The sequence below is a fragment of the Promicromonospora sp. NFX87 genome, assembly GCF_048564965.1.
Classification (GTDB): Bacteria; Actinomycetota; Actinomycetes; order Actinomycetales; family Cellulomonadaceae; genus Promicromonospora.
Genome location: NZ_CP183413.1, coordinates 5,899,268 through 5,920,332, shown reverse-complemented (window position 1 = coordinate 5,920,332; position 21,065 = coordinate 5,899,268). Strand labels below are relative to the sequence as shown.

General features: G+C 72.0%; 14 protein-coding genes. 9 read left to right on the top strand and 5 right to left on the bottom strand.

Features of this window, described 5'->3' with window-relative positions:
• Positions 1 to 6: 6 nt before the first annotated feature.
• A complete protein-coding gene (locus ACNYC2_RS26550; protein ID WP_419704620.1) occupies positions 7 to 1,329 on the bottom strand; it encodes an acetyl-CoA C-acetyltransferase in 1,323 nt (440 codons plus the stop codon).
• Positions 1,330 to 1,514: 185 nt separating this feature from the next.
• Here ACNYC2_RS26550 and ACNYC2_RS26545 point away from each other — a divergent pair, with 185 nt between their 5' ends.
• Entirely contained in the window at positions 1,515 to 2,255 is a 741-nt protein-coding gene (locus ACNYC2_RS26545; RefSeq protein WP_419704619.1) for a TetR/AcrR family transcriptional regulator, read from the top strand.
• A gap of 82 nt (positions 2,256 to 2,337) precedes the next feature.
• Positions 2,338 to 4,452 (top strand): acyl-CoA dehydrogenase, encoded by a 2,115-nt coding sequence (locus tag ACNYC2_RS26540; RefSeq protein ID WP_419704618.1) that lies wholly within the window; start codon positions 2,338 to 2,340, stop codon positions 4,450 to 4,452.
• Positions 4,453 to 4,543: 91 nt separating this feature from the next.
• Here the strand turns inward: ACNYC2_RS26540 and ACNYC2_RS26535 are convergent, their stop codons facing one another.
• Together ACNYC2_RS26535 and ACNYC2_RS26530 are read right to left on the bottom strand one after the other, a co-directional pair.
• Positions 4,544 to 4,843, bottom strand: coding sequence for a hypothetical protein (locus tag ACNYC2_RS26535; RefSeq protein ID WP_419704617.1), 300 nt, complete (start codon positions 4,841 to 4,843; stop codon positions 4,544 to 4,546).
• A gap of 278 nt (positions 4,844 to 5,121) precedes the next feature.
• On the bottom strand, positions 5,122 to 5,991 hold the full coding sequence (locus ACNYC2_RS26530) for a DUF2599 domain-containing protein (RefSeq protein ID WP_419704616.1): 870 nt from the start codon (positions 5,989 to 5,991) through the stop codon (positions 5,122 to 5,124).
• Positions 5,992 to 6,085: 94 nt separating this feature from the next.
• On the opposite strand from ACNYC2_RS26530, the gene ACNYC2_RS26525 reads away from it, so the two are divergent.
• The gene (locus tag ACNYC2_RS26525) at positions 6,086 to 6,742 is read left to right on the top strand and encodes a hypothetical protein (protein WP_419704615.1); all 657 of its coding nucleotides are present in this window, start codon (positions 6,086 to 6,088) and stop codon (positions 6,740 to 6,742) included.
• On the opposite strand, the gene ACNYC2_RS26520 is transcribed toward ACNYC2_RS26525, so the two are convergent.
• Complete coding sequence (locus tag ACNYC2_RS26520) at positions 6,708 to 7,832, bottom strand: T6SS immunity protein Tdi1 domain-containing protein (protein ID WP_419704614.1); 1,125 nt, start codon at positions 7,830 to 7,832, stop codon at positions 6,708 to 6,710. The genes ACNYC2_RS26525 and ACNYC2_RS26520 overlap by 35 nt on opposite strands.
• Positions 7,833 to 7,895: 63 nt before the next feature.
• On the bottom strand, positions 7,896 to 8,882 hold the full coding sequence (locus ACNYC2_RS26515) for an EamA family transporter (RefSeq protein ID WP_419704613.1): 987 nt from the start codon (positions 8,880 to 8,882) through the stop codon (positions 7,896 to 7,898).
• Between the two features lie 219 nt (positions 8,883 to 9,101).
• On the opposite strand from ACNYC2_RS26515, the gene ACNYC2_RS26510 reads away from it, so the two are divergent.
• The 6 genes from ACNYC2_RS26510 (at position 9,102) to ACNYC2_RS26485 (ending at position 20,981) form a co-directional block, all read left to right on the top strand.
• On the top strand, positions 9,102 to 9,977 hold the full coding sequence (locus ACNYC2_RS26510) for a glycoside hydrolase family 16 protein (RefSeq protein ID WP_419704612.1): 876 nt from the start codon (positions 9,102 to 9,104) through the stop codon (positions 9,975 to 9,977).
• Between the two features lie 78 nt (positions 9,978 to 10,055).
• Positions 10,056 to 12,404: a phosphoribosylformylglycinamidine synthase subunit PurL gene (purL, locus tag ACNYC2_RS26505; RefSeq protein WP_419704611.1), complete on the top strand. Its 2,349-nt coding sequence runs from the start codon at positions 10,056 to 10,058 to the stop codon at positions 12,402 to 12,404.
• A 106-nt stretch (positions 12,405 to 12,510) separates the two neighbouring features.
• The gene (locus ACNYC2_RS26500; protein WP_419704610.1) at positions 12,511 to 13,377 is read left to right on the top strand and encodes an endonuclease/exonuclease/phosphatase family protein; all 867 of its coding nucleotides are present in this window, start codon (positions 12,511 to 12,513) and stop codon (positions 13,375 to 13,377) included.
• Positions 13,378 to 13,461: 84 nt separating this feature from the next.
• A complete protein-coding gene (locus ACNYC2_RS26495; protein ID WP_419704609.1) occupies positions 13,462 to 15,564 on the top strand; it encodes an RNB domain-containing ribonuclease in 2,103 nt (700 codons plus the stop codon).
• Between the two features lie 90 nt (positions 15,565 to 15,654).
• On the top strand, positions 15,655 to 16,071 hold the full coding sequence (locus tag ACNYC2_RS26490; protein ID WP_419704608.1) for a sterol carrier family protein: 417 nt from the start codon (positions 15,655 to 15,657) through the stop codon (positions 16,069 to 16,071).
• Between the two features lie 284 nt (positions 16,072 to 16,355).
• On the top strand, positions 16,356 to 20,981 hold the full coding sequence (locus ACNYC2_RS26485; RefSeq protein ID WP_419704607.1) for an ExeM/NucH family extracellular endonuclease: 4,626 nt from the start codon (positions 16,356 to 16,358) through the stop codon (positions 20,979 to 20,981).
• Positions 20,982 to 21,065 lie beyond the last annotated feature (84 nt).

The window sequence follows — 21,065 nt, the reverse complement described above, 5'->3', positions numbered from 1 at the left end:
AGAGGCTCAGACGGACTCGACGACGGCGACGGCGCCGAGGCCACCCGCCGCGCAGACCGAGATGAGCGCACGTGCCGGACGGCCGGTCTCGGCGGCCTTGGCGGCCACCAGCTTCGCGGCGGTGGCGATGATGCGTCCGCCGGTCGCCGCGAACGGGTGACCTGCCGCGAGCGAGGAGCCGTTCACGTTGAGCTTGCTGCGGTCGATCTTGCCGAGCGCGCCGTCGAGACCGAGCTCGGTACGGCAGTACTCCTCGTCCTCCCACGCGGCGAGCGTGGTCAGCACGGTGGAGGCGAACGCCTCGTGGATCTCGAAGAAGTCGATGTCCTCGAGGGTCAGGCCGTTGCGGGCCAGCAGACGCGGCACGGCGGCGGCGGGCGCCATGAGGAGCCCCTCGTGGCCGTGCACGAAGTCGACGGCGGCCGTCTCGGCGTCCACGAACTTCGCGAGGATCGGGAGGTCGCGCTCCTCTGCCCACTCGCGCGAGGAGAACAGGACGGCGGAGGCGCCGTCGGTCAGCGGCGTGGAGTTGCCTGCCGTCATGCTCGCCGGCTCGGCGAGCTTGGTGCCGAACACCGGCTTGAGCTTCGCCAGCTTCTCGAGCGACGTGTCGGGACGCAGGTTGTCGTCGCGGGTCAGGCCCTTGTACGGGGTGACCAGGTCGTCGAAGAAGCCGGACTCCCAGGCGCGGGCCAGGTTCTGGTGCGAGTTGAACGCGATCTCGTCCTGCGCCTCGCGCGAGACGCCCCACTTGGCGGTGGTGATCGCCTGGTGCTCGCCCATGGAGAGGTGCGTGCGCGGCTCGCCGGTGCCGGGGGTGGCCGGGGCCAGATCCTTGGGGCGGACCTTGAGCAGCGCCTTGATCTTCGCGCTGGTCGTCCTGGCGTGGTTCGCGTCCAGGAGCGCGGCCCGCAGGCGGTCGCTGACGACGATCGGCGCGTCCGACACGGTGTCCGTGCCGCCGGCGATCGCGGACTCGATCTGGCCCAGCTTGATCTTGTTGGTCACGGCGATCGCGGCCTCGAGACCGGTGGCGCACGCCTGCTGCACGTCGTAGGCGGGCGTCGTGGGCGCCAGCGAGGAGCCCAGCACCGACTCACGGATCAGGTTGAAGTTCTTGCTGTGCTTGAGGACGGCTCCACCGGCGACCTCGCCCAGGCGCTCGCCCTGCAGGCCGAACCGGGCGACCAGGCCCTCCAGCGCCGCGGTGAACATGTCCTGGTTGCTGGTCCGGACGTACTTCTTGCCGGCGCGGGAGAACGGGATGCGGTTGCCGCCGATGATCACGGCTTCGCGCGTGGACGGGACGGGGGAGGGGGTAGTGGACACGTCGCTGTTCCTTCTCACTTCGTCGTCGGGCAAGTGGCTTCGTAGATCGAGCCTCGTCGAGGCCAGGACAGGCCGCTACCCGGTTCGCACCCGGGGTGGTGCCCAGGACTCACAGTACCTGATACTCTCAGTCTCGTGAGACGAATCACAAGACCTCTAGCGAGTCACGGTGGGGAGGCGGACCGATGAGCATCGGAGTCGACGGTCGTTCGACCCGCTGGGACGACCACCGCACGGCACGCCGGGCGGAGCTCGTCCGGGCCGCGCGCAAGGCTGTGCACCGCCTCGGACCTGCGGTCTCGATGGACGAGATCGCCGCCGCGGCGGGTACGTCGAAGTCAATCGTCTACCGGTACTTCGACGACAAGGCGGGCCTGCGGCTCGCCGTCGCCGAGACCGTGGTGATGCAGATGCACGACGCGCTGCGCGCCGCCGCGCAGCGCGCGGACAACCCCGAGATGGCGCTGCGCGAGATGGTACGGGTCTACCTCGAGATGATCGAGAGCTCGCCCAACGTCTACTGGTTCGTCACCCGCACCGCCATCGGCGGCAACGAGCCGGCGCCGGTCGAGAGCGGACGCCGTGGCCGTCGCGCCACTGCCGCCGAGGAGGCGGCGGACGCCGCCGTCCCGACTACGCCGGTCGACCTGCACCCGCTGGGTGCCTACCTCGACTCGGTCATCGAGCTCGTCGCCGAGCCGTTCGCACGTGCCACCGACGTCCCCCAGGCCGATGCTGCCGCCTGGGCCGCCGGCGCCGTCGGCTTCGTGCGGGGCTCCGGCGAGTGGTGGCTCGGCCACCGCAACGTCGAGTCCAGCCCGCTGACCCGGGAAGAGCTCACCGAGCGCGTGACGCTCTGGCTCTGGACCGGTCCGGTGGGCGTGCTGCACCACAACCGCCCTGGTCCCGCACCAGTCACCGCCTGACCCGCCCGCCCCCGAAAGCTCTTCGACCCACCCTCCCGAACCCAGTACCTGGCCTGCCGGCCGAAAGACCGAGGAGAACCCGATGACGACCACCTCCGAGTCCGTGACGACCCCCACGGCCACCGAGGCCGCTGGGCCCGCACCCGCGGCGCCCCGGCCGGCGTCGGGCGTCCGCGTGGACGTGCCCGCCCTGGAGCAGATGCTGCTCGGCCGCTGGGCCGAGGAGCGTGCCGAGGCTCGTCACATGGTCGCCACGCACCCCGAGCTCTGGAAGCGGGAGGGGATCACCAAGGAGGAGCACCGGGAGATCGCCCTCGCCCAGATGAAGCAGATGGTGCCCTACGGCCACGTCCTGCGGGCGTTCCCGGAGCGCCTCGGCGGCCGCGCGCAGGCGGGCGCCAACCTCGTGGGGTTCGAGGAGCTGGTCGCCGCCGACCCGTCGCTGCAGATCAAGGCGGGCGTGCAGTGGGGTCTGTTCGGCTCCGCCATCCTGCACCTCGGTACCGAGGAGCAGCAGGACCGGCTGCTTCCCGGCGCGATGGACCTGAGCGTGCCCGGCGCGTTCGCGATGACGGAGACCGGCCACGGCTCCGACGTCGCCTCGATCGGCACGACCGCCACGTACGACCCCGAGACCGAGGAGTTCGTGCTCAACACCCCGTTCCGCGGGGCGTGGAAGCAGTACCTCGGCAACGCGGCCAAGCACGGCGTCGCCGCGACGGTGTTCGCCCAGCTGATCACCAACGGCGTCGACCACGGTGTGCACTGCTTCTACGTGCCGATCCGCGACCCGCAGACCATGGAGTTCCTGCCCGGCGTCGGCGGCGAGGACGACGGCCAGAAGGGCGGCCTCAACGGCATCGACAACGGCAAGCTGCACTTCACGAACGTACGCGTGCCGCGGCAGGACCTGCTCGCCCGCTACGGCCAGGTGGCCCCCGACGGTACCTACACGTCCACCATCGACAGCCCCGGCCGCCGGTTCTTCACCATGCTGGGCGCCCTCGTGCAGGGCCGCGTCTCGCTCGACGGCGCGGCGATCTCCGCGGCGAAGATCGGTCTGGCGATCGCCACGAAGTACGCCGACCAGCGGCGCCAGTTCTCGCCGTCCGCGGGTGCCGACGAGCTGACCCTGCTCGACTACGCCACGCACCGTCGCCGCCTCTTCCCGCGTATCGCCGAGGCGTACGCGATGCACTTCGCGCACGACGAGCTGCTCGACATGTTCGACGCCGTGTTCTCCGGCCGCGAGGACACCCCGGCGATGCGCGAGGACCTCGAGACGACGGCCGCCGCGCTCAAGGCGACCTCCACCTGGTACTCGCTGGACACGCTGCAGGAGTGCCGCGAGGCCTGCGGTGGCGCCGGCTTCCTCTCGGAGAACCGCTTCACCAGCCTGCGTGCCGACCTCGACATCTACACCACGTTCGAGGGCGACAACCACGTGCTGCTGCAGCTCGCCGCCAAGCGCCTCGTGGGCGACTACGGCAAGCGGATGGCCGAGGCGGCGAAGTCGCCGGGCGGCATGGCGGGCATCGTGGCCGGGCAGGCCAAGGACGCGGTGCTGCACAAGCTGCCGCTGAAGCGGCTCGGCCAGACCGTGGCCGACGGCGGCCGTGCGCGCTCCGCGGGCCGTCTGCTGGACGCGGAGGTGCAGCGCGAGCTGATCGCCGGACGCTTCGAGGGCATGGTCGCCTCGACCGCGATGGGCATGCGCCCCGCGCTCAAGGCCGACTCGATCCGCGCGCAGGAGATCTTCGACGACAACCAGGTGAACCTCATCGGGTCCGCCGCCGCGTGGGCGGAGCTGGTGCGCTGGGACGCGTTCACGAAGGCCATCGGCAAGGTGTCCGACGCCGGCACCCGCAAGGTCCTCACCCTGCTCCGCGACATCTACGGGCTCACGACCATCGAGCGTCACCTCGACTGGCACCTGACCAACGGTCGCCTCTCGACGGGCCGCGCGAGGGCGGTGACCTCGACGATCGACCGGATGCTCAAGGAGCTTCGTCCGCACGTGCTCGACGTCATCGACGCCTGGGGCTTCACGCAGGAGCACCTGCGCGCCCCGATCGCCGACGGCTCCGAGAAGGTCCGTCAGGACGAGGCGGCCGCGTACTACCGCCAGCTGCGCGCGAGCGGCACGGCACCGGTCAGCGAGAAGGAGCTGCGCAAGCGGGACGCGAAGAGCGCCTGACGACGGCACCGCAGCAGCAGACGAGGGGTCTCGACGGGCTCGACCACCGGTGGTCGAGCCCGTCGAGACCCTCGTCATGTACCGGGCAGGGTCACGCGGCGTCGGGTACCGCCGCCACGACGGGAACCGGGAGCTGCTGCACGGGAACCTGGACGGGCTCGTCCGAGGGCTCCTCGTCCTCGGCCCCGCGCGCGAGCGGCCCGCCGAGCGTCACGGGCTCGCCCGGCTCCGTCGTCGGCTCAGGCGTCGCCCGCACGGCGAAAAAGGTGCCCGCCAGCCCCAGGAGGGCGGCGAGCACGGCGAGCGGTACGAGCTGGTACGCGACGGTGAATCCGAGCAGTGCGCCGCAGCCGACCGCCACGGCTGATCCACGGACTAGTACACGGGTCATCAGGAGCCTCCCTGCCAAGGTATCTCCGAGGAGCAATGCCTGACCCCAGGGGACTCCCATGGATCGCTGGGCGCCTGCGGACGGTCGTCGGGCGCCTGGTGCACGCGACCACATGAGCGGGGGTCCGGCTGAGCTGGGGCTCATCAGATTGTGTGGCGAGCCTGCCTCGCCTCGTTTCCAGGAAACCTCAAGCCGGGCACCTTCGCACGCCGAACCGCGGCCCCGATGGTCACGAACAGGTCACGGGCGCGGGTCGCCCGGGCTGGTCGCCGTCGAGATCACACGGGGTTGCACTGGGCGGTGGCGGTGAGGATCAGCCCGACGTCGGGCCGCCATGGCTCAAGGTTCCACGTGGACTTGTCGGGTGCGCCCACCGCGTGACACACGAGCTGGTCGCCCATCGTCGAGGTGTCCGCTTCCGGCTCGGCGGCCACCAGCTGGGTTCGGATCAGGTCCAGCCCCGCCTGGCCGGCGTACCGCGCCCAGTCCGTCGGGTCGACGGCGAGCGAGCGTCCGCCCTCGTTCTCGCCCCAGGTCGCGCTCTCGATCGCCTCTGTGCCGACCACGAACGTGACGGGCAGCAGCTCGGTCCGGTCCGTGGGCGTGGGGGACTCCGACCCCGCGGCCGGCTGGACCGGTTCGACCTCCACCAGGGCGTGGGTGGCGTCGACGTCGGTGACGTCGATGCGGGGCGCTTCGTCCTCGGTGTCCGACGGCGGCGCGGGCGGGCCGATCGCCGCGACGGGGTCATCGTTTCCGTCCAGCACGGTGATGCTGCCGTCCGTGTCGACGTCGAGCGCGCCGGGGGACGCGAGCGCGAGACGTGCCGAGCGCCCGGGGGCGAGCGTGAGGGTGACCGTCCGGGTGCCCGGTCCGTCCTCGTCCGCCCGTACGTCGGCGGCCTTCAGGGTCACGATCTCGAGGACCACGTCGCCCAGGGTGACCGTGCTGGTGCGCTGCTCGGGTCGACCGCCGCCGGGGGTCTGCGACTCTCCGGGTGGCTGCGCCGCCGCGGTGGGTGTCGGTTCCGCGTCCGCTCCCCGCGCGCCTTCTGCCCGGTCGGTCAGGCCACAGCCGCTCAGGGCCAGGAGAGTGGCCAGTGCGACGCACACGGCGAGGGACGACTGGGCGGCTCGTCGGATCGGCACCACCCCATTGTGCGGGCAATCGGCATCGTGCGGGTGATCGACACGGACGGCGCGCTGGGTGGCGCGTGTCGGCGTCAGCCCCTATCTTTAGAACATGCGTTCGAACAAGGTGCTGGTGACTCGTGGTCCCGCCGATGTGCCGGGCCAGTCTCCGCGTGGTGCTGCTGCACCGCGCGAGTCAGGGTTCGCGAACGGATTCGCGGATCTTACGGAGGCGGTCGACGCCGTGGCTGCGGTCGACGCGCTCCTTGCCTCGCTCGCTGCCTCACGGGCGGTCCTCATGGAGTCCGTCCGGGAGTGGGTGGCCGACCAGCCCGAGCTGTTCGACGCTCCCGAGGCGGATGCGGAGGAGCCGGCCGGGCTGGCACCCGAGCTCGTCGAGCGGCTGGCCAAGGTCCTGCGGATGCCGGAGAGCTCGGCGATCGCGCTCGTCGAGGAGTCCCGTGCGCTGGTGCACGAGCATCCCCGCACGCTTGCCGCGCTGCGCGGCGGGCACATCACCCACGCGCACGCGCAGACCATCCTCGGCTACACGGACGGGCTGGGGCGGAGCAACCGGGTGGCGCTGGAGACCCGCCTGCTGAAGAGCGCGCGCAGCACCACCCCGGGCGAGCTGAGCCTTGTCGCGCGGGTCGAGCGCGAGCGTCGACTCCGCCCGGAACGGCCGACGGCGGCACCGGTGGTACGTCAGGCGGCGGCCGCCCGGCGGCAGCGGCTCAGCGCTTCCCCCACAGGTCGTCCCACGCGGTGAACGGGTCGTCGGTCCGTGGCGCCTGCTGCGGGCTGCCGCCGGCCGCCACGGCCGGTGCCTGGTTGTCCCACGCCGAGCCGGCCCACGTCGAGCTGCCCCAGCCGGGGCTGTTCCACGTGGGGCCGGCCTGGTCGTAGGGATCCTGGCCGCCACTGCCCTGGTCGTTGTTGTGGGGGAGCCAGTCCTGGGGTGCGCCGGACCCGCCGGCCCACTGATCGCCCGGTCCCGTTCCGTACTGCTCGGCGGCATACGCGGTGGGGTACGAGGGGTCGTACTGCGCCGTGTACCCGTCGACCGGCGTCGCGAGCTCGTGCGCCTGGCTCGGCTCCGGCCACTGCTGCGCCGTCTCGGTCTGCCCTGACCAGGCGGTGGACTCGCTCTGCCGCGACCAGGACGGCGCGGGCGGGGAAGGGACCGGTGCCGGCTGCTCCGGCTCGGTGACCGGCGCCGCGTGCCGCTTGGCCTTGTAGGGCCGGATGTCGGCGGTCCGGGTGCCGGCGCTCTGGCCTGGCGCGGCGACCGCTGCGAAGGTGGTGGTGGCGAGGTACTGCTCGAACGGCACGTCGAAGGTCTCGTCCTCCGCCCACGCGCCGTCCCAGGCCGCGGTGGACCGGGACGCGCCGGTGCGGCGGCCGTCGTCGGGCATCGGGGGGAGGCGGATCTCGCCCGGGCTGTGCAGCAGCTGGTCGTGCATCTGCCCGACCCAGTTGACCGCCAGCTCGAAACGCATGGCGCTGAGCCCGTTCACGCCGAGCTCACCGCCGAGCGCAGGGTGCGGGTTGAAGGCGTAGACGTCCTCCTCGCCGAGGTGGATGCCGCGGCTCCGGGCGTCGCGGACCAGGTCGTCCATGAGGTAGGTGGCGCGACCCTCTGCCGACTCGAGCTCGGCGTACATGGTGACTGCCGACGCCCAGCGGAGTTCGAGCGTGCCCTCGACCGTGTCCAGGAACCACCATCCGTCCAGCGACTCGAGGAAGATGTCGCCGAAACAGGTCGCGAAGCGCGGGGTCTGCTCGCGAAGCCCCAACCACTGCCATGAGGAGAGCCCGAACTCGAAGGAAACCTTCGGAAAAGTTCGAAGCAGCTTCATGACCGAATGAAACCACTGTCGGGTAAACGCCGGGAACCCCCCGGTGACATCTTTGTTACGAGCCTACTCAATAGTGGCGCGGTCGCGGTGCGAGGGCGCCGCACCGGAGATGCGGCGCCGGGCGCCCAGGGCCGGGGAGCCGGGACCGCGCCGTCGGTCCGGCCACCGCAGCAGCCCCGACGTGATCGCCACACCCAGCAGGAGGAGCAGGCCGCCGCCCGCCTCGGCGAGGTTCGGCACCTCGCCCAGCGCCAGCCAGGCGACGCTCATGCCCACCACCGGGACCAGCATCGTGAACGGCACCACGGCGCTCGCCCGGTACCGGTCCAGCAGCGTGTTCCAGATGCCGTAGCCGACCAGGCTCGCGAGCCACGCGGTGTAGAGCGTGGACAGCACGGCGGCCCACGTGGGGTGCGTGAGGGCGTGGCCGACGGCGGCCGGCCCGTCCAGCACCAGCGAGAGGGCGAACATCGGCACCGGCACCACGAGCGCCGACCACACGGTCATGGACAGACCGGCCAGCGGGCTCTGCCTGCCTCCCGCAGCCTGCGTCGCCGAGCCCAGCCGGCGCACGATCACGTTGCCGGTCGCCCACGACGCCGCGGCCGCGAGCGTGAGCAGGAACGCGAGGCCCGGCGTCGCCGCCGAACGCCCGACACCGACGATCACCAGGCCCACCGCACCCAGCAGCACGCCGACGAGCTGTGGCGCGGTCGGGCGCTCGCGGAGCGCCACCGACGCGAACAGCACCGTGAGGACCACCTGCGCCTGCAGCACGAGCGAGGCGAGGCCGGGCGGCATGTCGAGCCAGATCGCCGTGTACATCAGGGCGAACTGGCCGAGGCTGAGGAACAGGCCCACCACCAGCACGTCCTTGAGGGCGGCCGCCGGCCGCGGGACCAGGAAGATCGCCGGGATCAGCACCACGACGAAGCGGATCGCCACGAACAGCACGGGGGGCACGTCGTCGACGCCGACGTCGATCGCCAGGAAGTTGGTACCCCAGATGATCATGACGAGCACGGCGAGGAGCGAGTGGCGCAGGGGCATGCGGTCATCGTCGTTCGGAGCAACCGTGCACGTCCATCGCATATCACTGGCTGACCGTTCAGCGGGACTGAAGTGTCAACGGCGGCTCGGCTACGTGTTTTCACCATCTTGTCCCACCGACCGGGTGAAAAGTAGCGTCGCCCCACCATGCCGGTGCGATCGGCCGCATGTCCGTCCCGCCCACGTGTGGGGAAACACATCTTCGCGAAGGAGCGTCCGATGCGTAGCACGAGACACCGCACCATCCGCACCACGGCCACGGCCGCCGCTGCCATGACGTTGGTCCTGTCGGCCTCGCTCGTGGCCTCCGCCACCGCGCCCAAGGCGCCCGACGCCGGTTCGGCGTCCGCGGCCACGCCCGCCGCCGTCGGCGCGCTGAGCTGGTCCGACGAGTTCGACGGCGCCGCCGGCAGCGCCCCGAACCCCGCCAACTGGAACCTGGAGACGGGTGCGGGCGGCTGGGGCAACAACGAGCTGCAGAACTACACCAGCTCCCGCGAGAACTCCGCGCTGGACGGCAACGGGAACCTCGTCATCACCGCTCGCCGGGACGGCAACGGCGGCTACACCTCGGCCCGGCTGACCACGCAGGGCAAGGTGCAGCCGAAGTTCGGGCACCTCGAGGCCCGGATCAAGATCCCGCGCGGTCAGGGCATCTGGCCGGCGTTCTGGATGCTCGGTGGCCAGATCGGCAACGGCGTCCCGTGGCCCGACTCGGGCGAGATCGACATCATGGAGAACGTCGGCTTCGAGCCCCACATGGTGCACGGCACCCTGCACGGGCCCGGCTACTCGGGTGGTGCGGGCATCGGAGCCGCGTACACGCACCCGCAGGGCTGGTCGTTCGCCGACGACTTCCACACCTTCGCCATCGACTGGGCGCCCGGCCGGATCAGCTGGTCGGTGGACGGCAACGTCTACCAGACCCGCACGACCGCCGACGTCGGCGGCAACCCATGGGTCTACGACCAGCCGTTCTTCTTCCTGCTGAACGTCGCGGTGGGTGGCAACTGGCCCGGATATCCCGACGGGACCACGCAGCTCCCGCAGCAGATGGTCGTCGACTACGTCCGCGTCTACGACTCCCAGCTCTGACCGCACCGGCGCGTGGCGCGTCGTAGACTGGCGGGGCGCTCCGGCGCCAAGAAACCTACCCCGCACGCGAGGAACTACATGACCGCGCCCGCGTCCCAGGCACCCTCCCGCACGACTCCCGCCGTCCCGAGACTGGACACGGTGGAGACCGCCGCGGCCACCCCTGATGAGGTGCAGCCGTACGGAGAGCTCGGCCTCAAGGAGGACGAGTACCAGCGCATCAAGGACATCCTGGGCCGCCGCCCCACCGCGGCCGAGCTCGCGATGTACTCGGTGATGTGGAGCGAACACTGCTCCTACAAGTCGTCGAAGGTGCACCTGAGCAAGTTCGGCGAGAAGGTGACCGACGAGATGAAGGAGCACCTCCTCGTCGGCATCGGTGAGAACGCCGGCGTCGTCGACATCGGCGACGGCTGGGCAGTCACCTTCAAGGTCGAGTCGCACAACCACCCGTCGTTCGTGGAGCCCTACCAGGGCGCCGCGACCGGTGTGGGCGGCATCGTCCGCGACATCATCTCGATGGGCGCGCGCCCCGTGGCGGTCATGGACCAGCTGCGGTTCGGCGACGTCAACCACCCCGACACGGCGCGCGTCGTGCACGGCGTCGTCTCCGGCGTCGGCGGCTACGGCAACTCCCTCGGCCTGCCGAACATCGGCGGCGAGCTCGTCTTCGACGGCTCCTACCAGGGCAACCCCCTGGTCAACGCCCTCTGCCTCGGCGTGCTGCGGCACGAGGACATCCACCTCGCCAACGCCACCGGCCTCGGCAACAAGGTGGTGCTGTTCGGCGCCCGCACCGGCGGCGACGGCATCGGCGGCGCCTCGATCCTGGCCTCGGAGACGTTCGAGGACGGCGTCCCCGCCAAGCGCCCGAGCGTGCAGGTGGGCGACCCCTTCATGGAGAAGGTGCTCATCGAGTGCTGCCTCGAGCTCTTCCAGGCCAAGGTCGTGGAGGGCATCCAGGACCTCGGCGCCGCGGGCATCTCCTGCGCCACCTCGGAGCTCGCCTCCAACGGTGACGGCGGCATGCACGTCGACCTCGACGACGTCCTGCTGCGCGACCCCACGCTGAACGCCGGCGAGATCCTCATGTCGGAGTCGCAGGAGCGCATGATGGCCGTCGTGCGGCCGGACCAGCTCGACGCGTTCCTCGCGATCACCGGCAAGTGGGAGGTCGAGACCGCCGTCATCGGCGAGGTCAACGACTCCGGCCGCCTCACCATCGACCACCACGGCCAGCGCATCGTGGACGTCGACCCGAAGACGGTGGCGCACGAGGGGCCCGTGTACCACCGGCCCTACGCGCGTCCGGAGTGGCAGGACGCGCTCCAGGCCGACTCGACGGCGGCGGCGGGCCTCGCCCGTCCGGCGTCCGGCGAGGAGCTGCGGGAGACCGCGCTGACGCTCCTGGCCTCGCCCAACCTCGCCTCCAAGGCGTGGGTGACCGACCAGTACGACCGGTTCGTCCAGGGCAACACGGCGCTCGCCCAGCCCGACGACAGCGGCGTCATCCGTGTCGACGAGACCACCGGGCTCGGTGTCGCGCTCGCGACCGACGCCAACGGCCGCTACGGCAAGCTCGACCCCCGTACGGGTGCCGCGCTGGCCCTCGCGGAGGCGTACCGCAACGTCGCCACGTCAGGCGCCGAGCCGCTCGCGGTGACGGACTGCCTCAACTTCGGCTCGCCGGAGCATCCCGACTCCATGTGGCAGCTCGTCGAGGCGATCGAGGGCCTCGCTGACGCCTGCCAGGAGCTCGGCGTCCCGGTGACCGGTGGCAACGTCTCGCTCTACAACGGCACGGGCGAGCCCGGCCAGATCGACTCGTCGATCCACCCCACCCCCGTGGTGGGCGTGCTCGGCGTGCTCGACGACGTCAGCACTTCGCTCTCGTCCGGCTGGCGGACCGAGGGGCTGTCGCTCCTCCTGCTCGGCACGACCCGGGACGAGCTCGACGGCTCGGCCTGGGCCGACGTCGTGCACTCCCACCTCGGCGGCCTGCCGCCGCGCGTGGACCTGGCGGCCGAGAAGGCGCTGGCCTCCGCGCTCGTGGAGGCGCGGAAGACCGGCCTCGCCGCCGCCGCGCACGACCTGTCCGAGGGCGGCCTGGTCCAGGCGCTGCTCGAGGCGTCGCTGCGCTTCGGCGTCGGCGCGTCGGTCGCGCTCGAGGGCGTGACCGGCCGCGACAAGGTGGACCCGTTCGTGGCGCTGTTCGCCGAGTCGACGGGCCGCGTGATCGTCGCGGTCGACCCCGAGCACGAGGGCGAGCTGACGCACCTTGCCGAGGACGCCGGTGTGCCGGTGCTCCGTCTCGGCACCACCGGCGGCGACGCCGTGGTGATCGAGGGCCAGTTCGAGATCCCGCTGTCGGAGGCCCGCGAGGCGCACGAGGCCACCCTCCCGCGCATCTTCGGCATATGCCGGTAAGGTCCGGGAGTGCGATTTGTCCACGGCTTCATCTCGTCAGTGCTCTGGATCGTCGCGATCCCCCCTGCTCCTCATAGCCGTCGCCCGGCTCCTGCCGTTCGACGGCGTGATCCCGCTGCCGCACCTCGTGGCGTTCACGCCATGGGCGACGCTGGCGACGTTGCCGTTGCTGATCGTCGCGCTCTTCGCCCGGCGCAAGGTGCTGGCGGTGCTGCTCGCGGCCGCGCTGGCCGGCTACGTGTACTGGCTGGCGCCCTTCTTCGTGCCGCCGGGCACGTCGTCGCCGGCCGACCCGGCCGACGCCGGCACGCTCCGGGTCATGACCGTCAACGTCCTGTACGGGCAGGCCGACGCCGAGACCGTCGTCGGCCTCGTGGAGTCCCAGCACGTCGAGGTGCTCGCGGTCCAGGAGCTGACGCCCGCCTTCGAGCAGGCGCTGACGGACGCAGGCCTCGACGTGCTGCTGCCGCACAGCTTCACGGTGCCCGCCGACGACAGCCCCGCGGGGAGCGGCCTCTGGTCGTCCACGCCGCTGGCGGAGGAGGAAGAGCTGCCCGGCACGAGCTTCGCGATGCCGTCGGCGCTCGTCGGCGTGGGCGGCACCGACGTGCGCGTCACGGTCGTGCACCCGCACCCGCCGATGCCCACGGACATCACTGCCTGGCGTACCGAGCTGGCCCGGCTCACCGAGCACGCCCACGCGGACGACGCGCGGCAGATCCTGGCCGGCGACTTCAACGCCACCTACGACCACGCCGGATTCCGTGACCTGCTCGGCTCGCGCTTCTCCGACGCCACGCGCGAGTGGGGCGCCGGACCCGCCGTGACCTGGCCGGAGGGCAGCCAGGTGCCCCCGCTGTTCGCCCTGGACCACGTTGTGGTGGAGCGGGACATGCCGGTCTCCGACGTCGTCACGATGCAGGTGCCGGGCACCGACCACCGGGCGGTCCTCGCCACCGTCGTCGTCGAGTAGCAGGGCCGCCCGCGCGGCCGATAGCAGGGCCGGCAACACAGCGACACCGCGCGGAGAGGGCGAAACCGGCTTATGTTCGCAGTTGTGCCCACTCGTCAGATGCGCCTCGCGCCCGCCGCCCCCGACGACGTGAGCAGTGCCCTCGCGGCGCTCCGCGCCGAGGTCGGCCTGCCCGCGATGTTCCCGCAGGACGTCCTCGAGGAGGCTCGGGCCGCAGCCGACCGGGACCTCTCCGTCGGCCGGAACGACCGCCGCGACATCGAGTTCGTGACCATCGACCCGCCCGGCTCCAAGGACCTGGACCAGGCGGTGCAGGTGGAGCAGTCGGGCGAGGGTTACGTGGTGCACTACGCGATCGCGGACCTGGGCGCCTTCGTGACGCCCGGCGGCGCGCTCGACATGGAGGTGCGCAAGCGGGGCATGACCGTCTACGGGCCGGACGCCCGGACACCGCTGCACCCGAAGATCCTGTCGGAGGGCGCGGCGAGCCTGCTGCCCGAGGAGGACCGCCCGGCCGTGCTGTGGACGGTCACGCTGGACGCGCGCGGCATCATCACCGGCGCCTCGCTGGAGCGGGTGCTGGTGCGCAGCCGCGAACGGCTCACGTACGCCGAGGTCCAGTCGGCCCTCGACGCGGGCACGGCGAGCGAGTCCCTGCAGCTGCTGGCCGACGTCGGGCGCCTGCGCCAGTCGCTGGAGGCCGCGCGCGGCGGCGTCTCGCTGGAGGTGCCCGAGCAGGAGGTGGAGCGGCGGGAGGACGGCACGTACACGCTCTCGTTCCGGCGCAACCTGCCGGTCGAGGAGTGGAACGCGCAGATCTCCCTGCTCACGGGCATCGCGGCGGCCCATCTCATGCGGGAGGCGGGCGTCGGCATCCTGCGCACCCTCCCCGAGGCCGACCCCCGCGACCTGGCCCGCCTGCACCGCACCGCCCGCGCGCTCGGGATCGACTGGGCGGACAGCGTCCCGTACGCGCGCCTCGTCCCGACGCTCGTCTCGCGGGTCCCGGAGCACGCCGCGTTCCTGAACGAGGCGACGACCCTGTTCCGTGGTGCCGGCTACGTCGCGTTCGGCATGCCGGGGCCCGACGGCGCCCCCGTCCCGCCGCCCGAGAACACGCGCCACGCCGCCATCGCGGCCGACTACGCGCACGTCACCGCGCCGTTGCGGCGCCTGGTGGACCGCTACGCGACGGAGGTCTGCCTCGCGGTCTCCGCGGGTACCGCCGTCCCCCGGTGGGTGCTCGACGCCTTGCCGCACCTGCCTGCCGTGATGGCCGAGACCGGCCGTCGGACCGCGTCGTTCGAGCGTGAGTGCGTCGACATCGTCGAGGCGTCCCTCCTCGCCGACCGGCTCGGCGAGGAGTTCGACGGCGTGGTGGTCGACGTCGAGGACGACACCAAGGACATGCAGCGCGGCCTGGTGGTGCTGCGCGACCCCGCCGTACGCGCCCGTGTGACGGGTCCGCGGCTCCCGCTGGGCGACGAGGTGCGGGTCAAGCTCGCCGAGGCGGACGTCTCCGAGCGCCGAGTGATGTTCACGCTGCTCGGTGACGGCGCGGTCGACCAGGGAACGGACGCCGGGACCGCAGCACACCGGGCCGACACGTGGGACGGCGGCGGACGACGCTCCACCACCGGCCCGCGCTCGGCCGCCGGTGTGGCGCGACGTGCGGCAGATCCCGCGGCCTTCTCAATCCCCGTCGCCGACGGTCCGGTGCCCGCCCACGGGAGAGTCCTGCGGTCCACCGTCGAGCCCGCGTTCGCGACCGGCCCCGAGCCGGCCCCGCAGCCGAGCCCGAGCCCCGGGCCACGTCCGGTTCCCCGGCCCCGACCGGTTCCGCAGCGGCCTCAGCCGACCCCGCAGCCGCGGCCGGACGGCGAGGAGGCGGCGGCTCCGCGTCACCCGGGTCACGGCATCAGCTACCCGCCCATGCGGCGGCCCGTGCGCCCTCAGGTCCGCGACGAGATGCCGCTGTCCGAGCCCTGGCCGCGGCACGCGCCGCAGAGCGGGTCGCCCCGGCGGCTCGCGGCGCCGTCGCAGCCCGTACCCGCGGTACGCGGCGACGCGTTCCCGGGCGTGACGCACGTGGACTACCCGTCGGTGGCCTCGCTCGAGCTGCCGATGGTCGTGGCGGCGGACCTGCTCGCCGTCGAGGGCCCGGGCTCGGACGTCTACCGCTACTGACACCGCGGTCCGCGATACTGGCCCTATGAAGCACGCAGCTCCCGCCGCTGCCGCCCGGATGCGGCTCGGCGACCTACCGGCGGTGCGGTAGTGCCCCCGCGGCGCCGGACCGACCCGGCGGCCGGGCGTGCCGCCGTCGTCGCATGGGCCCGTGGCGAGGCGGACCGGCGTGACGTGACGACCGCCGTCCGGTTCACGCTGGAGGAGCTGGCCGACACCGCGCCCGGAAATTCTGTGGAGGTGCGCGTGCCGCCCGCCGGTGCGGTGCAGGCCGTGGCCGGGCCACGGCACACGCGCGGCACGCCGCCGAACGTGGTCGAGACCGATCCGGCCACCTGGCTCGGCCTTGCCACAGGCACCGTGACCTGGGCGGACGCCGTCGCGGACGGCCGCGTGCACGCCTCGGGCGAGCGCTCCGACATCTCCGACCTGCTGCCGCTGACGGTCGGGCGCCGGGCGGTGTCCGGGGTGGGCGGCGACCCGGAGTCCTCGGTCGCCCCAGGGTGAACCGGGGCGCGCGGGGTAACGGATGTCGGTAACACCCGTTAACCTCGGCGTCGATCTCGTACATCGGCCGCGGCAGGTTCACCCGGTGCTGGAACAGCAGTTTTCCCGGCGGGTGCCCAGTTGTAACCGCTGGTTCACGAGGCAGTGATTGGTTTGGTGACACTCGTGCCGGACCGCCTGCGCAACTGATGCGCGCCCGGCCACGGCGATGCCGCCGAACAAGACGTCCAGCAGCAGTGCACTCCCAGCCCGGCCTTCGGTCGGCTATTGCAGAAGGAGTCAGCGTGAGACCCACCACGCTCCGGTCCCCGCGACCGCAACCCCACCACCGTGGAAGGGCCGCCGTCGCAGTGGCCCTCTCCGCAGCGCTCGTCGTGCCCGCGACGGCGGCTTTCGCCGCGCCCGCGGCCGGCGCCGACGGCCCGGACTCCGGGCACGTCGTCATCAGCGAGGCCTACCTCGTCGGTGGCAGCACCGGCCAGCCGTACCGGAACAAGTTCGTCGAGCTGCACAACCCCACCGATCAGCCAGTCAGCGTCGACGGCTGGTCGGTCCAGTACAAGTCCGCGACGGGCGCGACGTTCTCCGGCGTCACCGCGCTGAGCGGCACCATCGCCGCCGGTGGCCACTACCTCGTGCAGGGCGCCTCGAACGCGGCGAACGGCGAGCCGCTCCCCACGCCCGACGCCGTCGGCACGCTCAACCCGAGCGGCACGGCCGGCGTGGTGGCGCTCGCGTCGCAGGCCACCGCGGTCACGCCCGCGAAGGGTGCCGTGCCGGCCGAGGGCGCCGCGGGCGTCGTCGACCTGCTCGGCTACGGCACCGCCGACACGTTCGAGACCGCTCAGGGTCCGGCCGGCCAGGGCACCGGCGTGGTCGGGTCCTTGGAGCGCACCGGCGACGCCGGTGACAACTCGGCGGACTTCGTGTTCTCCACCGAGGTGACCCCCGTCAACGGCGCGGGGTCCGAGCCCGAGCCCAGCCCCACCCCGTCGCCGTCGGTGCCGACCGAGCCCGGCGAGGTCACCCCCATCGCCGAGATCCAGGGCACCGGTGACGCCTCGCCGCTCGCGGGCACGACGGTGACGACCCGTGGCGTCGTCACCGCCGTCTACCCGACCGGTGGGTTCAACGGCCTGTACCTGCAGACCGCCGGCACGGGTGGCAGCCAGGACCCGACGCCCGGCGCGTCGGACGGCATCTTCGTGTTCTCCGCGGCGGCAGCCGCCGACCTCTCGGCCGGCGACCACGTGGAGGTGACCGGCGCGGTCTCCGAGCACAACGGGCTGACCGAGATCACCCCGTCGTCGGGCGGCTGGGCGGTGCTGAACGAGCCCGCGACCGTCGAGCCGACGGCGACCGCCTGGCCGGCTGCCGCCGCCGAGCGCGAGGCCTTCGAGGGCATGCTCCTCGCCCCGCAGGGCTCCTTCACGGTGACGGACAACTACGACACCAACTACTACGGCGTGATCGGCCTGGCGGCCGGTGAGAGCCCCCTCGTGCAGCCCACGACGGCGGGCCGGCCGGGGTCGGCGGAGTACGACGCACAGATCGCGGACAACGCGGCCCGCGCCGTGCTCCTCGACGACGGCTCGTCGGTGAACTACAACTCGACCGCCAACAAGTCGAAGCCGCTGCCCTACCTGACCGGCGGTGCGCCGCTGCGCGTGGGCGCAGGGGTCACGTTCACGCGTCCTGTCGTGCTCGACTACCGGTTCGACGCGTGGGGCTTCCAGCCGACGTCCCAGCTGACGCCCGACGTCGCCGACGCCGTGCAGCCCGCGACGTTCGAGGACACGCGTGAGGACGCGCCCGCCGAGGTGGGCGGCAACCTCCAGGTCGGGACGTTCAACGTCCTGAACTACTTCAGCACCACGGGCGACGAGCTCACGGGTTGCACCTACTACACGGACCGCGCGGGTGACCCGGTCACCGTCTCGGGCGGCTGCGACGTCCGCGGCGCGGCCGAGGAGGAGGACTTCCAGCGGCAGCAGACCAAGATCGTCGCGGCGATCAACGCGCTCGGCGCCGACGTCGTCTCGCTGCTCGAGGTCGAGAACTCGCGCTACTTCCTGGGCAAGTCCCGGGACCAGGCGGTCTCCGACCTGGTGGACGCGCTCAACGCCGCCGCGGGTGCCGGGACGTGGGCCTACGTGGCCTCGCCCGCCGAGGTGCCGGCCGACGAGGACGTGATCCGTAACGCCTTCATCTACCGCACGGCCTCTGCCGAGCCGGTCGGCGAGTCGCACATCCTGCTGACGGGCGACGCCTTCGACAACGCCCGGCGTCCGCTGGCCCAGGCCTTCCAGCCCGCGGGCGGTGCGGCCGACGCCGGCGACGACATCCTCGTGGTGTCGAACCACTTCAAGTCGAAGGGCTCGGCGGGCCCGTGGCCGGGCGACGCGGACCAGGGCGACGGCCAGGGTGCCTCGAACGAGTCGCGCGTGCGTCAGGCGAACGACCTCGTCGCCTTCGCGGACGCCCAGGCGCAGGCCGCCGGGACGGACAAGGTCCTGCTGGTGGGCGACTTCAACGCCTACGAGCACGAGGACCCGATCCACGTCCTGGCCGAGGCCGGCTACGTCGACCTCGCCGCCGAGACCGGTGAGTACTCCTACAACTTCGGTGGCATGGTCGGCTCGCTCGACCACGAGCTGGCCTCGCCCGCGGCGGCGGAGCTGGTCACCGGCGTGGACATCTGGAACATCAACGCGTACGAGCCGGTGGCGAACGAGTACAGCCGCTACAACTACAACGCGTCGATCCTCTACGACGAGACGCCGTTCCGGTCCTCGGACCACGACCCGGCGATCGTCGGGCTCGACCTGGGCGCCTCCGAGCCTGGCTCGGTCGACCTGGACCTCGTCGCCATCAACGACTTCCACGGCCGCATCGACGCCAACACGGTCAACTTCGCGGGCACCGTGGAGCAGATCCGGGCGCAGAACCCCGACGGGACCGCGTTCGTCTCCGCGGGTGACAACATCGGCGCCTCGCTGTTCGCCTCCGCGCTGCAGCAGGACCAGCCCACCATCGACGTGCTGAACGCGCTGGGCCTGAAGACCTCCGCGGTCGGCAACCACGAGTTCGACCAGGGCATGACGGACCTGACCGACCGCGTCATTCCGGCCTCGGACTTCAGCTTCCTCGGTGCCAACGTCTACGACGAGGCGACGGGCGAGCCCGCGCTGCCGGAGTACGACGTGATCTCGGTCAACGGGGTCGACGTCGGTTTCGTCGGCGTGGTCACGGAGGAGACGCCCACGCTGGTCACGCCCGCGGGCATCGAGGGCCTGGCCTTCGGCGACCCGGTCGAGGCGATCAACCGCGTCACGGACGAGCTGCTCGACGGTGACGCCGCGAACGGCGAGGCCGACGTGGTCGTGGCCCTTGCGCACGACGGCGCGAGCGCGGGCACGCCGGACGGCGCCACGCTGGAGGAGGAGATCGCCGCAGGCGGTCCCTTCGCCGAGCTGGTGCAGAACACCGACCCACGCGTCGCGGCCATCTTCACGGGTCACACGCACAAGCAGTATGCGTGGGACGCGCCGGTCCCGGGCGCGGAGGGCAAGACCCGTCCGATCGTCCAGACCGGCAACTACGGTGAGTTCCTGGGTCACGTCTCCCTCACGGTGGACACGGAGACGTTCGACGTCACCGACTACACCGCCGAGAACGTGGCGCGCACGACCACCCCGGCCGCCGAGCTGATCGCGGCGTACCCGGCGGTCGCCGAGGTCGACTCGATCGTCGACGCCGCGCTGGCCGAGGCCCAGGAGATCGGCACACAGCCGGTCGGCGAGGTCACCGCGGACGTCACGACGGCGTTCTCGGGTGGCTCCTACACGGACGGCGTCTACACGGGCGGCAACCGTGACGACCGCGCGTCGGAGTCGGCGCTCGGCAACCTGGTGGCGAACTCGCTGCGCGAGTCGCTCGCCGCCGAGGAGCGGGGCGGCGCCGACATCGGCGTCGTGAACCCGGGCGGCCTGCGCAACGAGCTCTACTTCGGCGAGGACGGCGTGATCACCTACGCCGAGGCCAACGCGGTGCTGCCGTTCGTCAACAACCTGTGGACAACCACGCTCACGGGCGCGCAGCTCGACACGCTGCTCGAGCAGCAGTGGCAGACGGACGCCAACGGCAACCGCCCCTCGCGCCCGTTCCTGGCGCTGGGGCTGTCGGACAACGTCTCGTACACCGTCAAGACGGCAGACCCGAACGCGACACCGGGCGACAACGTCTCGTCGATCACCATCGACGGCGTGCCCGTCGACCCGGCCGCGGAGTACCGCGTCGGGACGTTCTCCTTCCTGATCTCGGGAGGCGACAACTTCCGGGCCTTCACCGAGGGTGCGGAGAGCCGCGACTCGGGCCTGGTCGACCGTGAGGCCTGGATCTCGTACCTGAAGAGCTCCTCGCCGGTCACGCCGAGCTTCGCCCGCACCCGTACGGTCACCCCGGCTCTGCCGGGCACGGTCAAGGCCGGTGCCTCGACCGACGTCAGTCTGTCCGGTCTGGACCTGACCTCGCGCGGCGCGCCGCAGAACACCGCCGTCGAGACCTTCCTGGTCCCGTCGGGCGGCGCGGCGGCCGACGGCGTCTCCCTCGGTACCAGCCCGGTCACCGGCGGCGCCACGTCGGCGACGGTCACCGTGCCGGCAGGCACGGCACCCGGGGCGTACCAGCTCCTGGTGCAGGCAGCGCCGTCCGGCACCACCGCCCGCCTGCCGCTGACCGTCGAGGCAGCGGATCCGGTGGAGCCCGAGGCGCCCGCCTGGCGGCCGTTCAAGCTCTACTGGTGGGGCGACCTGGTGACCTACAAGGGCCTGGTCTACGAGGCGACCCGCCCGACGATCCTCCAGATCCCGGGCGTCGGAAAGCGCAGCCCCTGGCAGCTGGTCGACTGACCCGCCCGAGGACCGCGAAGTAGAGCGCCTGTCCGAGTCTCCCTGGTCTCACCAGGGAGACTCGGACAGGCGCTCTACTTCGCG